This is a genomic window from Candidatus Polarisedimenticolaceae bacterium (genome assembly GCA_036376135.1).
In the GTDB taxonomy this organism is placed as follows: Bacteria; Acidobacteriota; Polarisedimenticolia; order Polarisedimenticolales; family DASRJG01; genus DASVAW01.
In genome coordinates this window covers 1-15047 of record DASVAW010000163.1, presented here as the reverse complement: position 1 = coordinate 15047, position 15047 = coordinate 1, and the positions used below count along the sequence as shown (strand labels likewise).

The window sequence follows — 15047 nt, the reverse complement described above, 5'->3', positions numbered from 1 at the left end:
TGACCCCTTTTCCTACCGCGGCTACGGGCGTTGGCGCGCGGGGAAGAGCACCCCCGGCGAGAAACGATCGTCGGGGTCGAGGGCGTCCTTGATCGCGCGCATCTCGGCGAGAGCGGGCTCGCCGAGGAACTCGCGGAGCATCCGCTGTTTGAGGGGCGATCGACCGACGCCGTGTTCGGCGAGCGGAGCCCCGCCCCGACGCCCCGCGTCGCGTGCGAAATCCAGCAGCACCTCGCAGGCGGCGTCGGTCTGGGCGAGCGACCGCGGGAGCGCGTTCGGGTGCAGGTTGCCGTCGGAGACGTGCCCCCAGATCGCGAACTCGAGGCCGCGCGCGGCGAACCCTTCGCGCCAGAACGCGATCGCGGCGTCGAGCTCCGCGGGCGGGACGACGAGATCGCCGCCGACCTTGGCGATCCCCGCGTCGTCTCGGCGTCGCGCCTGCAGGATCTCGTTGACGCGTTTGGGGGCGGCCTCGCGAAACGCCGCGAGCGCCTCGCGCCGCACGTCGTCGCCGGGGAAGACGAGCTCGAAGTCGTCCCCCGCCCCGTGCCGCTCCACTTCCCTGACGAGCTGCGCGAGCGGGTGCCGGCTCGCCTCCCCTTCGAGCGAGGCCACCACGATCGCCTCGGCCGCGTCGCGATCGATCGCCTCCGGCATCTCGATCTCGAAGATCAACGCGGCGCCGGCGCCCGCGGGAAGGGTCACGCGCAACTTCTCCGCATCCCCGTGCGCTTTCAGGAGCGAGAGGCACCGATCGTCGAGCATCTCGACGGAGCGGACCCCCGGGACCGCGCCCGAGCACAGCGTCCGCGACAACGCGAGCGCGGCCCCCGAGTCGGGCAGGAACGCGAGCCCGGCGACGACGGCGGGAGGGAGCGGAACGAGGTCGAGGGTCGCGGAGGCCAACATGCCGAGCGTCCCCTCCGAGCCGACGAACAGGTCGACGAGATCCATCGGGTCGGAGGACCAGTATCCGCAGCTGAGCTTCTTCACCGCCGGCAGCAGGTAGGTCGGTGTGGGGACCTCGAGCACCCGCCCCCCCGGAAGCTCGACGCGGAACGTCCCGCCGCGCGGGACCACGCACTCCCCGCGCTCGACCTTCAGCAGATCGCCGTTGAAGAGCAGCACCTCGATCCCGCGCACCCAGGCACGGGTCTTCCCGTACTTGAACGTCGCCGCCCCCCCCGCGTCGGTCGCGATCGTCCCGCCGATCATCGCCTCCTGGTAGGTGGGGATCGGCGGGAAGAACCGGCCGTGCTCCCCGAGCCAGCGCTGCAGGTCCCTCAGCCGCACCCCCGCGCCGCACCGCACCCGCCCCGCGGGTCCGCCGGCGGAGAGGAGCTCGGCATCCGTCCATCGCTCGCAGGTGATCACGACCTCTCCGCGCGGGCGCGCCGCCCCCGTCAGCGAGGACCGCGCCGCCTGCGGAAGGACGTCGAGCTCGCGGCCGGCGGTCATGCGCAGGAACGTCGCGGCCTCCTCGGGGCGGTCGGGGCGAAGGAGCCCTCGCGCGGTGCCCGGCCCGACCGACGACGCGTCCTCGAGGTACCCCGCGATCAGGTCGGGATCGACCAGGACGGGGCTCGGCCGCGTGGGGGGAAGCGAGAGGGCACGGATCGAGGCGGTCTTCTTCATGCGGGACGGGATTATGGCGCATCGTCGCCTTACACTTCCCGGCGGGAGCCCCGGTGCACGACCACGCTCACGATCACGACCACGACCCCGCGCGCAGCCGGGCCTCGACGCGACGCCTCGCGATCGTCCTCGCTCTCACCGCGGGGTACACCCTCGCCGAGGTGGTCGGGGGTTTCTGGACGGGAAGTCTCGCCCTTCTCGCCGACGCGGGGCACATGGCGACCGACAACGTCGCGCTGGCGCTCGCGCTGTTCGCCGCGCGCCTGGCCGAACGGCGTCCGGACCCGGCGCGCACCTACGGCTTCCAGCGCGCGGAGATCCTCGCCGCCCTCGCGAACGGCGCGGCGCTGATGGTCCTGTGCGGGTTCCTCGCCTGGGAGTCCTTGGAGCGACTCGCCGAGCCCCTCCCGGTGAAGGGGGGAGCGATGGCCGTGATCGCCGCCGGGGGGCTCGTCGTCAACCTCGCCGGGGCGGCACTCCTGCGCCGCCATCAGCACGGGATGAACGTCCGCGCGGCGTTCCTGCACGTCGTCGGAGACCTCCTCGGGTCGGTCGGCGCCCTCCTCGCCGCGCTGCTCATCGCGGCGTTCGGATGGACGTGGGCGGACCCGGCGGCGAGCCTGGCGATCGTGGCGATCCTCGGCGTGGGATCGTGGCGCCTCGTCTCGCAGGCGGTCCACGTGCTCATGGAAGGGACCCCCGCGAACGTGGACGCCGAAGCGGTGCGCGCCTGCCTCGCCCAGACGCCGGGGGTCGCGGAGGTCCACGACCTGCACCTCTGGTGCCTGCGCGAGGGGATCCCCATCCTCACCGCGCACCTCGTGCTCGACCACTCCGTGGCGGCGCCGGCGGTGCTGCGCGACGCGACGGAACGGGTGCACGCGCGCTTCGGCATCGACCACGTCACCCTGCAGATCGAGCCTCCGGACTACAACATCCGGCACGGGTTCGATCGAGCGCTTGACCCCACGGCGGGATCGCGGTAGACGATCCCGGGCCGCCCGGGGCCCCGGGGGGTGTCGCTTGTTCCGTCTCGCCCGCGCGGCCGTTGTCGCCCTGACCGTATCCACCGCGTTGGCGGGCGATCCGGACCCCAAGATCGATCCGTTCCTCGCCGAACGGCTGGCGGGGGGAGCGCGCGACTCCTTCCTCGTCCTCTTCGACTCGAGCGAGGGCCTCGAGCGCGCGCTGGGCGAAGCGCGGCTCGGCGGAGGCGACGGGCGCGCGATCTACGACGTGCTGCGCCTGCGCTCGCGGTCGACCCAGGCCGAGGCGCGCCGCTGGCTCGAGGGGCTGGGCCTTCGCTTCCGGCCGCTTTGGATCGTCAACGGCCTGCAGGTCGAGGGGGACCTCCCCCTCGCGCGGGCTCTCGCGTCGCGGGACGAGGTGGTGCGCGTGGTCGCCGATCCGGCGGTGCGCGGGATCGACGCCTTCGCCGGAACGGACGCCGGCGGAACCGACGGCCTCGAGTGGGGCCTGCTCGCGATCCGCGCCGATCAGGTCTGGAATCTCGACGGCGCGCGGGGGGCGGGGATCACCGTCGCCTCCGCCGACACCGGCGTCGAATGGACCCACCCCGCGATCCGCGACCGTTACCGCGGCTGGGACGGCGCGCTCGCCTCCCACGACTACCACTGGCACGATGCGATCGTCGACGCCGCGGCTCCGATCGACGACCACAACCACGGGACCCACACCGTCGGAACGATGGTCGGCGACGACGGCGCCGGAAACCAGATCGGCGTCGCCCCCGAGGCGAAGTGGATCGGCTGCCGGAACATGGACGCCGGGGTGGGCCGGCCCTCGACTTATCTCGACTGCAACCAGTGGTTCCTCGCCCCGTGGCCCCACGGCGGCGACCCCGAGATCGACGGCGACCCCGCGATGGCCCCCGACGTCGTCAACAACTCGTGGGGCTGCCCTCCGTCGGAGGGTTGCGACACCGCGGTGCTGCTCGACTCGTTCAAGGCGCTCCGGGCGGCGGGGATCCTCGCGGTCGTCTCCGCCGGGAACTCCGGCCCCTCGTGCAGCTCCGTGAGCGACCCTCCGGCGATCTACGACGAGGGATTCGCGGTCGGCGCCACCGAGTCGTCGGGAGCGCTCGCCCTCTACTCCTCGCGCGGGAACGTCACCGTCGACGGCTCCGGGCGGCTGCGCCCCGACGTCGCGGCGCCGGGCTCGAACGTGCGGTCGTCGGTGCGCGGCGGCGGGTACGCCTCCTTCAGCGGCACGAGTATGGCCGGGCCCCACGTGGCGGGAGCCGCGGCGCTGCTCTGGTCGGCGAAGCCCCAGGTCCGCGGGCTGCTCCGGATCACGCGTTGCCTGATGAGCCGATCGGCGAGTCCCGCGGTGAGCGTCAGCTGGCCGTCGACCTGCGGCGGGACGGCCAAGACGGTGCGCCCGAACAACTTCTTCGGCTGGGGTCGGATCGACGCCTACGCCGCGATCCACTTCGGTCCCGACGCGGACGCCGACGGGATCGCCGACGCGTGCGACTGCGCGGCGGCCAACGGCGGCGCCTACGACGCGCCGGCGGAGGCCGGCGGGATCCGGTTCGACACGAAATCCGCGCTCGCGTGGGACGCGCTCGCGCGCGAGGCCGGGAACGGCACCGTGTACGACCTCGTGCGCGGCGATCTCGCCGACCTGCGGGCGGCGGGCTCGATCGCCGCGTCGATCTGCCAGGGCCCGGCGACGACGGCGGCGACGCGCACCGATCCCGCCACCCCCGCGCCGGAAGCCGGGTTCTACTACCTCGTGCAGGCCAGGAACGCGTGCGGCGTCGGCGGCTGGGGCGCCGGGCGCACGCGCGGGACCTGCCCCTGAGCTACGGGCAGCGGGTGTCCACCGACCGCTCCTGGCCGGTCGTCGCCCTCCCCAGCGGCCCTTCGATCGTCCCGACGACCCGCGTGACGAGGTAGAAGACGCCGTCCCCCGGCTGCGGTTCGTCCCCGTCGACGTGGTAGGTCGTCTTCGTCTGTCCGGCGAGACAGGCCGCCAGGCGCACGAGCGCCGCGGCCCCGAGGTCGCCGCGGTAGACGTGATATTCGGTCGAGCCGGACTCGCTCTCCCACGCCAGGCGCGTCGCCGACGCGAAGCGCACGCCCTGCACCTCGCCGTCTCCGGCGTCGCACGCGTCTCCCGTCCCGTCGGCGTCGCGATCGGCCTGGCCGGCGTTCGGCGCGTCGGCGCAGTTGTCCGCGAGGTCGGCGACTCCGTCCCCGTCGTCGTCGGGATCCGACTCCTGCGGGGCGTCGTCCCCGTCGAGGTCCCCGTCGCAGGCGTCCCCCGCTCCGTCGAGGTCGAGATCGCGTTGTTCGGGATTGGACGCTCCCGCGCAGTTGTCCGCCGCGTCTCCCACGCCGTCCCCGTCGGCGTCCGCCTGTCCGGCGTTGGAAGCGAACGGCGCGTTGTCGACGTCGCCGCAGATGCCGTCGGCGTCCGCGTCGTCGCCCGAATCGAACCGGCAGGCGTCGCACCCGTCCACGCCGCCGTCCGCGTCGGAGTCGGCCCCTTCGGGGTTGAATCGCTTGCGGCAGGCCCGCACGACCTCGACGTCGTCGACCCCCGCCTCGAGGACGGAAAGGCTGTAGGGGGAAACCGGCTCGGCCCGGAAACGGAAGCGCGTCTGCGCGGTGAGCGAGCCGAGCGAGCCGAGGTCGAACTCGCGGCGGGTCCACGCGTTGGCGTTGGAGGACTGCGACTCGAGGTTGATCCACGCGGCCCCGTTGTCGAACGAGACCTGGGCGAGCAGACGGCCCCCCGAGAAGGTCCCGGCGTTGTTCGACAGCCAGCGCTGGTAACCGACGCGCGCCGCTCCCGCGGAGGCGAGGTTCACGGTCGGCGAGAGCAGCGTGGTGGGGCCGCCGTCCACGTCGTTGGTCTCGGGGTTCGCCCCCGGCGCCGCCTGGCCGGTGATGAAGGCGGTCACCCCGGGAGCCGGGGAGGCGTCGTTCTCCGGCTGGACGGCGCCGCCGCCCGTCGCCATCGGGTCGACGCGGGTCCACACCCCCGACGACGCGGTATCTCCCACGACGCCGAGGCTCCACCCCTTGGCGGTCTCCGCGTCGTCGACGAACAGGCCGGGCTCGAGCGCGAGGTCCGCGGTCGCCGCCCCCGCCTCCGCGAGCACCACGCGGACCTCGGCCGAGGCGAAGCCGAAGGCCGACGCGGTCACCGTGCGCTGCCCGATCGGCACCTCCGCGAAGGCGTACGAGCCGTCGGCCGCGGTCGTCGCCGACAGCGCGGTGCCCGCGACCGCCACGCGCGCCCCCGCGACCGCCGCGTTCGTGTCCGAGCGCCGTACGACTCCGCCCAATCCGACCTGAGGGAGACGCTCGAGGGCGAAGTCGAGGTCGACGCGACCGTCGAGGGGCATCGATCCGCCGGCGAGGATCGCCGAGCGGTACCCGGGTGCCGTGACCCGCAGCTGCAACGCCCCCTCGGGGGCGTAGAGGGCGTAGACGCCGTCGGCGCCGGTCGTGTCGGCGGTGCCGTCGGCGAGCGCCACGACCTTCGCCCCCGCGACCGGCTGGCCGGAGGTCGCGTCGCGAACCACGCCGGAGAGCGTGCCTCCCGTGGGGGCGTGCTGGAGGACGAACAGGCCTCCCTGGATGTCCGAGATGTAGAAGTAGCCGCGCGGGTCGTAGTTGTACATCCCCCACGCGCCGTTGTATCCCGTGTCGCCGGGGAGGTAGGTGTCGTACGCGCCGAGCTCGACCGGCTTGGTCGGGCGTCGCAGGTCGATCAGGCGCGCTCCGATCCCGTAGTGCGACATCGCGACCCGCCGCGGGTCGCCGTCCTCGAAGTAGGCGTTGTGCACGACGGCGTTGGCGACGGGCTTGTAGAACGCCAGCTGCGGCGGCGGGATCCCGGGGGTCAGGGTCGAGATGTCGTACACGGCGAGACCGCCGCCGGGGTTGTTCTCGTCGGTGGTCACGAGGAGCGAGCGGTCGGGGTTCGCCCAGCAGTTGTGCGTGAAGCGCCCGGGGGTCTGCCACGAGCCGAGCTGGACGAGGTTCTGGGGGTCCGTGGCGTCGTAGATCTCCTGCAACCCGTTGTTGATCTCCGCGAAGCACATGAACGACCCGACGCCGTAGCTGTCGTGCACGTAGCGGACGTTCCACGAACCGATCTCGGTCGGGCTTGCGGGGTCCGGCTCGAGACTCAGGATGCGAAGCCCCGCGTTGGTGCCGTTGAGGTACAGCCGCCCGTTGGTCTCGTCGATGAACAACGTGTGCGACGTGCGCATCGTGATCGTCCACGTGTTCACGAGCTGGGGCGAGAGGGGGTTCGCGAGGCTGACGATCTGGAGCCCTTCGGTCGTGCCGGTCCCCTCCGTCACGATGTAGGCGTAGCTCTTGTAGGTCTTGATCTCGCGCCACGAGGAGTTGGGACCGGCGACGAAGCCGACCTCGACGGGCGCCTCGGGGTTCGTGACGTCCACGAACACCGTCCCGGACGACGAGCCGATGATGGCGAGGTAGGTCGTCCCGTCGTTCCAGCCCCAGATGTTCGAGTAATTGTCGAGGGGACGCGGGTCCATCGAGCTCTTCAGGAGCATCCGGAAGTTGTTCCCCGCCTCGGAGCCGGTCTGGAGGGACTCGAGGCCTTCCCGCACGAGCGCGCCGAGTTCCAGCCTGGAGTCGATCTCCGTCCCCTCCGGGATCCAGTCGCAGCCGCCGTGCTCGGACCCGCCGCCGTCGTGGTCTGGCGTGACGTCGTCCGCCGGGTCGTTCACGCCGACCGTGAGGTCCGTGCTCCCCGCCGTCCCCAGCGACGACGACGGGATCTCCGTCGCGTACGCGGGTCCGCGCGAGGTCCACGAAGGGACGAGCGAACCCGAAGCCAACACCGATCCCTCGCCGTCCGTCAACCGGAACGAGGCCTCGAGGCCCTTCCGGATCGTCGCCGGAAGCGGCTCCCCCGTTGCGGGGTCGACGTCGTTGGCGAGAAGCGACACACGCCAGCGGGGGCCGGCGGATTCGGCCGCGGGGGCATTCGCGTCCCCGGGCACGTAGTCGAGGCCGATTCTCAGGGAGAGATCGCCGAGCTTGATCGGCTGCCAGGGCTCGACCGCGAAGTCCGGCGGCAGCTCGGGGCATTCGGTGTTCGGACCGGCGAAAGCGACCGCGGACAGACAAACGACCGCGGCAGCGGCGAGAAGACGGCGCATGGGGGCCCCCACGAAAGGAAGTCGGACGCGCCGGAGGGTGTACCCCGCGAATGCCGCGGTGTCAATCTGCGGCTACAACTCGAACTTCACGCCCTGCGCCAGGGGAAGGTCGTCCCCCCAGTTGATCGTGTTCGTCTGGCGGCGCATGTACAGCTTCCAGGAGTCGGAGCCGGCCTCGCGGCCGCCGCCGGTGTCCTTCTCGCCGCCGAACGCCCCGCCGATCTCGGCCCCGGAGGTGCCGATGTTGACGTTGGCGATCCCGCAGTCGCTGCCGAGCGCGGACAGGAACGTCTCCGCCGACTTCATCGACTCGGTGAAGATCGCCGACGACAGCCCCTGCGGGACGTCGTTCTGCAGGCGGATCGCCTCGTCGAGGGTGTCGACCTCGAAGACGTACAGGATCGGCGCGAAGGTTTCGTCCTTCGCGACCGGAAGGCCTCCCTTCGGCGCGCGCACGATCGTGGGCTCGACGAAGCAGCCGGGCCGTTCGATCTTCCGGCCGCCGACGAGGATCTGGCCCCCTTCCCGCCTCGCGCGCTCGAGGGCGTTCATCATGTCGTCGACCGCCGCGCCGTCGATCAGCGGGCCCATCAGCGTCGACTCCTCGAGGGGATCGCCGATGCGGACCTGGCGGTACGCCGCGACGAGCCGCTCGACGAGCCCCGAAGCGGCTCCCTTCTGGACGATCAACCGCCGCGTCGAGGTGCAGCGCTGACCGGCGGTCCCGACCGCGCCGAAGAGGATCGCGCGCAGGGCGAGGTCGAGGTTCGCGTCGTTCAACACGACGATCGCGTTGTTCCCGCCGAGCTCGAGCAGGCTCCGGCCGAACCGCGACGCGACGACCTCGCCGATGCGGCGGCCCATCCGGCACGAGCCCGTCGCCGAGATCAGCGGCACGCGGCGGTCCGCGATCATCCGCTCCCCCACGTCCTTCCCCGAGCCGATCACGAGGTTGAACACCCCTTCGAGGCCGTGGCGCTGCATCACGCGGTTGCAGATCTGCTGGACCGCCACCGCGGTGAGCGGAGTCTTCGACGAGGGTTTCCAGATCATCGTGTCGCCGCAGACGGCGGCGATCGCGGCGTTCCACGACCAGACGGCGACGGGGAAGTTGAACGCGCTCACGATCCCCACGACGCCCAGCGGGTGCCACTGCTCCATCATCCGGTGGCGCGAGCGTTCGGAGTGCATCGAAAGGCCGTAGAGCTGGCGCGACAGGCCGACCGCGAAGTCGCAGATGTCGATCATCTCCTGCACTTCGCCGAGCCCCTCGGAGAGGATCTTCCCCGCCTCGAGCGACACGAGGCGGCCGAGCGGGTCCTTCTGCCGGCGCAGCTCGTCCCCGAGCTGGCGGACGATCTCGCCTCGCTTGGGGGCGGGCATCATCCGCCACGTCACGAACGCCTTCTCGGCGGCCGCGACGACCGCCTCGTAGTCGTCGGAGCTCGCCTGGGCGACCCGCGCCAGGACCTCGCCCGTCGACGGATTCACCGACGCGAGCTCGGGCCCCCTCGTGTCCAGCCACGCGCCGGTCGAGGCGCCCTTGGCCACCGGAGCGACGCCGAGGGAGGAGAGGATCTCGTTCACGGTCAGGGAGGACATCGCGGCACCTCGTGGGGAATTCGCCCGCAATTTAGCAGCGTCACCGCCGCCACCGCAGCCCGTCCGAAACGACGATGCGGCCGTCCTTCAGGAAGAGGACCGCCCTGGCCTCCCCGAACCGTTCGAGGATCCGGGGAGCCGCCGCCGACCCCGCGACGCAAAGCGCGGTGCTCAACGCGTCGGCCTCCGCCCCCGAGTCGGCGACGACCGTCGCCGCGAGGACGTCGGTGTCGGCCGACCGCCCGGTCCTGGGGTCCATGAGATGTCCGGGGTTTTCGTAGCTCCCCGAGGTCGAGACCGACCCCTCGAGGATCTCCACGACCCCCGCCAGGCGCTCCGGATCCCGGGGGTCCTTGACTCCGAATTCCCAGAACCGCCCCGACGGCGGCCGGCCCACCGCCATCAGGTTCCCGCCCAGGTCGAGCAGCGCGGAGGTCGCGCCCGCGGCGAGCACGCGTTCGCGCGCGAGGTCGAGGGCGCATCCCTTGGCGATCCCGCCGAGGTCGAGCTCCATCCCCGGGTCCTCGAAACGCAGCGTCCCTCCGTCGAGCCGGACCTTGGAGTAGCCCACGTGATCGAGGGTCGCGTCGATCTCCGCCTGGCTCGGAGCCCGGGAGGCACGCGGCCGGTACCCCCAGAGGGACATCAGCGGGCCGACGGTGGGGTCGAAGGAACCGTCCGTCGCGCGGGCGGCCTCGAAGGCGCGGGCGAGGCAGGCGAGCAGGTCCGGGTCCTCGATGGGAGCCGGGCCGCGCCGGGCCGCCTCGTTGAGCCGGGACAGGTCGCTCCCCGGATCCCAGTTGCTCATCGTCCGGTCGACGCGATCGAACGCGTCGCGCGCCGCGTCGGCGGCGGCGGCGGCGGCGGCCTCCGGACCGCGCACGGCGACGGCGGCGAACGTCCCCATGACCGGCCACTTCCGCTCGACCGGGGCGCGCGACGCGCATCCCGAGACGATCAGCAACAGCGCGAGGTACCCTAGGCGTCGCATGAGAGCGCTCGCAGTCTACGCGACCCTCCTGATCGCGGGATCCACCGCCCCCGTCCGCATCGGCGAGGCCGTCGTCCTCCAGCTGCAGGGCGATCCGGCGCGCGCCGACCGCGCGACCGCCGCCCTCGAGGCCGCCCTCGCCGACCCCGCGTGCGGGCCGGAGGAGGTCGTCGTCGTCCGGGACGCCTCGGGGACCTCGCTTTCGATCTGCGGCGCGAGGCTCCTCGAGGTGACGGAGGACGACGCGGCGTGGGAGGGTCTTTCCGTCGACGCGACCGCGGCGCGCTGGGTCGAGCGGGTGCGCCGGGACTTCGTCGCGGAGAAGGCCGAACGTTACTCCGGCGCGCTCCTGAGGCGGGCGGTCGCCGGTCTCGTCTACCCGCTGCTGCTCCTCGCGGCGATCCTCCTCGCGCGGCTGGGCTTCCGCCGCTGGCGCAAGCGCCTGCTCGAACCCCAGGGCCGGGCCCGAGGGATCCGGCTCGGGCCGCTGCACCTCCTGGCGACCTCCGGGGAGCGTCGTTTTCTCGCGACGCTGGTCGGCGCGGCGTCGCTGCTCGTCTACCTCCTCCTCGCCTACGCGTTCGTCGTCGCGCTGTTCCGCGAGATCCCGCGCACGCGCGGATGGGCGCGCTCGATGCTGGAGCCGCTGGGAACCGGGCTGCGGGAGGCGGGCCCCGCGCTCGTGCTCCTGGTGCCGCGGCTGATCGTCGTCGGGGTCGTGCTCGTCCTCCTCCGCCTGGTCCTGCGCTCCCTGACGCGCCTGTTCGAGCAGGTCCGGCGGGGAGAGTTCCGCGCGGAGCCCTTCCTGACGCCGGAGACCGCCGGCCCGGCCGAGCTGACGGTCCGACTCGCCGCGATCGCCGCCGCGCTTTTCGTCGTCACCCTGCTGCTCCCCGGAGGGCAGCTGCTTCAGTTCGGCTTCCTGCTCGCGGGGGTGGCGCTCGCGCTGGGGGCGTACGGGCTCGCCGCCAACGCCCTCGCCGGCGTCATGACGATCTACTTCCGGCCGTTCCATCGCGGCGACCGCGTACGCCTGGGGACGCTCACGGGAACCGTGTCCGCGAAAGGTCTCCTCCACGTCGCTCTCGACACGGACGACGGCGAGCGTCTGCTCGTTCCCAACCGGATCCTGCTCGAAACCGGGGTCGCGGTCCCCGGCCCCGAGCGCGCCCTCGCGGGCGAGATCGTGGTCGTCTCGGCACGGGGAATCGACGCCGCCGTCGGCCTGATCCGCCACGCGGCGGTCGAGGCCGGGCTCAAGCGCGACGCCGGGCGGGTCGATCTCCACGCCGTGCGCGACGCGCGCCTGGTCTTCCGCGTGGATTGGCCGCTCGACCGCGGCGCCGCGTGCGCCGAGGTGCGGGCGCAGTTCCTCCGCGGCCTCCTCGAGCACGGCCCCGGCCTCGAGGTCACGGTCGTGTCGGCCCTGGCCAAGCCCTCCGCGTGAGCGATCCCGCCGCCCTCCGGCGCCTGCGCCGTCTCGACGCCGGGATGGGGATCGCGGCGGCGGTCGCGCTCGCCGCGGTGATCGGGGAATACGGCTTCCTCCCCTCCCCCGCGGCGGTCGATCGGCTGCGCGCGCTCGCCCTCGCCGGGGTCGCGACCTTCGCGATCCTGCAGGCGTCCAAGCTCCTCGTCGTCGGCCGCCCCCTCGCCTACCTCCGGACCCACCGGCTGGACTTCGCGCTCCTGTTCGTGCTGGTCGTCCAGGGCCTCGCCTTCGCGGCGCTGTCGGAGGCCCCGGAGGCGCTCTGGCTCGCGCGCCACGGCCGGCCGTCGCCGCTGCTTCCCTTCTACGTCGCGGTGCTGCAGGGGTACGTGGTCGCGGTCATCCTGGCGCGCTCGCCGCTGATGCACCTGGCCCTCGCACGCATCCGCCTGCGGCCCGCGCAGCTGCTCGTCGCGTCGTTCGCGATCGTGGTCGCCTTGGGGACGTTCCTGCTCGCCCTTCCCGGGGCGAGCCGCGACGGCGTCTCGATCGGGGTGCTCGACGCATTGTTCACCGCGACGTCCGCGGTCTGCGTGACCGGGCTCGTGGTGCGCGACACGGCGGCGCAATTCTCCACCTTCGGCATCGCGGTGATCGCGACCCTCATCCAGGTCGGGGGGCTCGGGATCCTCACCTTCACGGCCACCTTCGCGCTCGCCGGCGGCCGCACGTTCGCCCCCGGAGAACGCGAGCGCCTCGCGCGCGCGCTCGACCCCGAGGCGGACGGCAACCTGAGGGGGGTGCTGCGGCGCGTGCTCGCCGGAACGCTCGTGACCGAGGCGGTGGGAGCCGCCGTCCTGTACGCGGTGTGGCGGGACGTCTTCCCCGACCCGTTCGTCCGGTTCGGCCAGGCGGTCTTTCACGCGATCTCCGCCTTCTGCAACGCGGGGTTCGCGTTGTTCCCCGACAACGCCTCGCTGACGCGATTCGTCGCCGACCCCTTCACGTGCCTGGCGATCGGAACGCTCATCGTCCTCGGGGGACTGGGTTTTCCGGTGCTGGCCGAGCTCGCCGCGCGCGGCAGGCCCGTCACCCGGCACGCGCGCTGGGTCGTCGTCGCGACGATCGCGCTGATCGGGGCCGGCGCGTTCCTCCTCGCGATCTTCGAGGGGTACGGCCCCCTCGCCGCGCTCTTTCAGTCGATCACGCTGCGCACCGCGGGGTTCAACACCGTCCCCCTCGGGGCGCTCGGCCTTCCCGCGGTCGCGCTTTGCGTCGCCTGGATGCTCGTCGGGGGATCCCCCGCGGGGACCGCGGGAGGGTTCAAGACGACGACGGGGATCGCCGCCTTCGCCGCGCTGGCGGGGCGGCCGACGCTGGATCGCCCGACCGCGCGGCGGGCGGCGCGCCTCATCGCGGTCTTCCTCGCGGCGTTCGTCTCGTTCGTCGTCGTCGTCGCGCTCGCGCAGGGGGAGGTCCACCGCCGCCTGATCTTCGAGGTCGCCTCCGCGCTCGGAACCGTCGGGCTGACGATGGACTACACCGACGATCTCGGGACCGGTGCGAGGCTGCTGATCTGCCTGGCCATGTTCGTGGGACGCGTCGGGCCCTTCGCGCTCGCCGCCGCGATCCTCCCCTGGCGCGAGGAGCCGGTGGAGGCCCCGCCGGCGGAAGAACGGGTGCTCCTCGGCTAGGATGCCCGGTTGATGAGCACCTTCGGCCAGAACACCGGGTACGTGGACGAGCTGTACGCGCGCTACCTCGCGAACCGCGAGAGCGTCAGCGAGGCCTGGCGGGAGTTCTTCGAGGGGTGGCGCCCCCGTGCGGCGGTGTCCCCCGCCGCCCGGGTGGAGACCCCCGAGGGGGCCGAGCCGCTGCGCGGAATCGCGGCGAAGATCGTCGAGAACATGCAGGCGAGCCTCGAGGTTCCGACGGCGACCTCGGTGCGCTCCATCCCAACGAAGCTGCTCGAGGAGAACCGCACCCTCCTCAACCGTCACCAGGAGCAGGTCCACGCCCCGAAGGTCTCGTTCACGCACCTGATCGCGTGGGCGATCCTCCGCGCCCTCGACCGGCACCCCGCGATGAACGGCGCCTACGCCTCGGTCGACGGCGCGCCGCACCGGATCCCCCGGCGGGGGGTGAACCTCGGCCTCGCGATCGACGTCGAGAAGAAGGGCGAGCGCGTGTTGGTCGTCCCGAACGTCAAGGACGCCGAGCGCCTCGACTTCCCCGCCTTCACGGCGGCCTACGACGCGATGGTGGCGAAGGCCCGCGAGCACCGCCTCGCCGTCGAGGACTTCCAGGGGACGACCGTCTCGCTCACCAATCCCGGGATGCTCGGGACGTCGCTCTCCGTCCCCCGCCTCATGCAGGGACAGGGAACGATCGTCGGAACGGGGGCGATCGGGTACCCCCCCGAATACGCGGGGATGTCCCCGGAGTGGATCGCGCGACTGGGACTCTCGAAGGTCATGACCCTGACGAGCACCTACGACCATCGCGTGATCCAGGGTGCGGAGTCGGGGGCGTTCCTCGCGACCGTCGAGAAGCTCCTCCTCGGCCACGACGGGTTCTACGACCGGATCTTCGCCGAGCTGCGCGTCCCCCACGAGCCCGCGCGCTGGTCGGGAGACCAGAATCCCGGCGCGGGGCGAGCGGGGAATCTCGACGCGATCGAGAAACAGGCCGGGGTCCTCCAGCTGATCCGGGCCTACCGCGTCCGCGGCCATCTCTCGGCGCGCATCGATCCGCTCGGCACGCCGGGGCTCAAGCAACCCGAGCTGGAGCTCTCCCACTACGGCCTGACCGTGTGGGACCTCGACCGCGAGTTCGTGTGCGAGCTCGCCGGACACCGGGCGGTGCGCAAGCTGCGCGGGATCGTGGACGTCCTTCGGGAGACCTACTGCCGCCACGTCGGCGTCGAATACATGCACATCCAGGAGCCGGAGATCCGGAAGTGGATCGCCGAGCGCCTGGAGACCGACCGCCCCTCCGCACCTCCCGACGCGCAGCGCCAGCGCAGGATCCTCGCCACCCTCAACGCCGCCGAGGCGTTCGAGAAGTTCCTGCATTCGACCTACGTCGGCCACAAGCGTTTCTCCCTCGAGGGGGCCGAGACGCTCGTGCCGATGCTCGACGTGCTCCTCGACGACGCCGCCGAGGCGGGGATCGTCGAGGCGGTGATCGGGATGGCTCACCGCGGCCGCCTCAAC

9 protein-coding genes are annotated in these 15047 nt (G+C 72.5%); 5 read left to right on the top strand and 4 right to left on the bottom strand.

Going from position 1 to position 15047, the window contains the following annotated elements; all coding sequences use genetic code 11:
- Nucleotides 1-21: 21 nt before the first annotated feature.
- Complete coding sequence (locus VF139_17505) at nucleotides 22-1635, bottom strand: FAD-binding oxidoreductase (GenBank protein HEX6853196.1); 1614 nt, start codon at nucleotides 1633-1635, stop codon at nucleotides 22-24.
- A 53-nt stretch (nucleotides 1636-1688) separates the two neighbouring features.
- Between VF139_17505 and VF139_17500 the strand changes: the two genes are divergently transcribed.
- Both VF139_17500 and VF139_17495 read left to right on the top strand, forming a co-directional pair.
- Nucleotides 1689-2621 (top strand): cation diffusion facilitator family transporter, encoded by a 933-nt coding sequence (locus tag VF139_17500; protein ID HEX6853195.1) that lies wholly within the window; start codon nucleotides 1689-1691, stop codon nucleotides 2619-2621.
- A gap of 37 nt (nucleotides 2622-2658) precedes the next feature.
- On the top strand, nucleotides 2659-4461 hold the full coding sequence (locus VF139_17495) for a S8 family serine peptidase (protein ID HEX6853194.1): 1803 nt from the start codon (nucleotides 2659-2661) through the stop codon (nucleotides 4459-4461).
- 1 nt (nucleotide 4462) lies between these two features.
- On the opposite strand, the gene VF139_17490 is transcribed toward VF139_17495, so the two are convergent.
- The 3 genes from VF139_17490 to VF139_17480 form a co-directional block, all read right to left on the bottom strand.
- Entirely contained in the window at nucleotides 4463-7810 is a 3348-nt protein-coding gene (locus VF139_17490; GenBank protein ID HEX6853193.1) for a choice-of-anchor B family protein, read from the bottom strand.
- Between the two features lie 72 nt (nucleotides 7811-7882).
- A complete protein-coding gene (locus tag VF139_17485) occupies nucleotides 7883-9412 on the bottom strand; it encodes an aldehyde dehydrogenase family protein (protein ID HEX6853192.1) in 1530 nt (509 codons plus the stop codon).
- 40 nt (nucleotides 9413-9452) lie between these two features.
- Complete coding sequence (locus tag VF139_17480) at nucleotides 9453-10403, bottom strand: FAD:protein FMN transferase (protein HEX6853191.1); 951 nt, start codon at nucleotides 10401-10403, stop codon at nucleotides 9453-9455.
- Here VF139_17480 and VF139_17475 point away from each other — a divergent pair.
- From VF139_17475 to VF139_17465, 3 genes are all read left to right on the top strand, one after another.
- On the top strand, nucleotides 10402-11850 hold the full coding sequence (locus VF139_17475; protein ID HEX6853190.1) for a mechanosensitive ion channel domain-containing protein: 1449 nt from the start codon (nucleotides 10402-10404) through the stop codon (nucleotides 11848-11850). The genes VF139_17480 and VF139_17475 overlap by 2 nt on opposite strands.
- The gene (locus tag VF139_17470) at nucleotides 11847-13526 is read left to right on the top strand and encodes a potassium transporter TrkG (GenBank protein ID HEX6853189.1); all 1680 of its coding nucleotides are present in this window, start codon (nucleotides 11847-11849) and stop codon (nucleotides 13524-13526) included. The genes VF139_17475 and VF139_17470 overlap by 4 nt, the downstream gene beginning before the upstream one ends.
- 12 nt (nucleotides 13527-13538) lie before the next feature.
- A partial coding sequence (locus tag VF139_17465; GenBank protein HEX6853188.1) for a 2-oxo acid dehydrogenase subunit E2 occupies nucleotides 13539-15047 on the top strand: 1509 nt, incomplete at its 3' end.

Excerpts from the sequence above, each read along its gene's own strand:
- VF139_17505 (HEX6853196.1), bottom strand. The coding sequence starts at position 1,635 with ATGAAGAAGACCGCCTCGATCCGTGCCCTCTCGCTTCCCCCCACGCGG.
- VF139_17490 (HEX6853193.1), bottom strand. The coding sequence starts at position 7,810 with ATGCGCCGTCTTCTCGCCGCTGCCGCGGTCGTTTGTCTGTCCGCGGTC.
- VF139_17485 (HEX6853192.1), bottom strand. The coding sequence starts at position 9,412 with ATGTCCTCCCTGACCGTGAACGAGATCCTCTCCTCCCTCGGCGTCGCT.
- VF139_17475 (HEX6853190.1), top strand. The coding sequence starts at position 10,402 with ATGAGAGCGCTCGCAGTCTACGCGACCCTCCTGATCGCGGGATCCACC.
- VF139_17480 (HEX6853191.1), bottom strand. The coding sequence starts at position 10,403 with ATGCGACGCCTAGGGTACCTCGCGCTGTTGCTGATCGTCTCGGGATGC.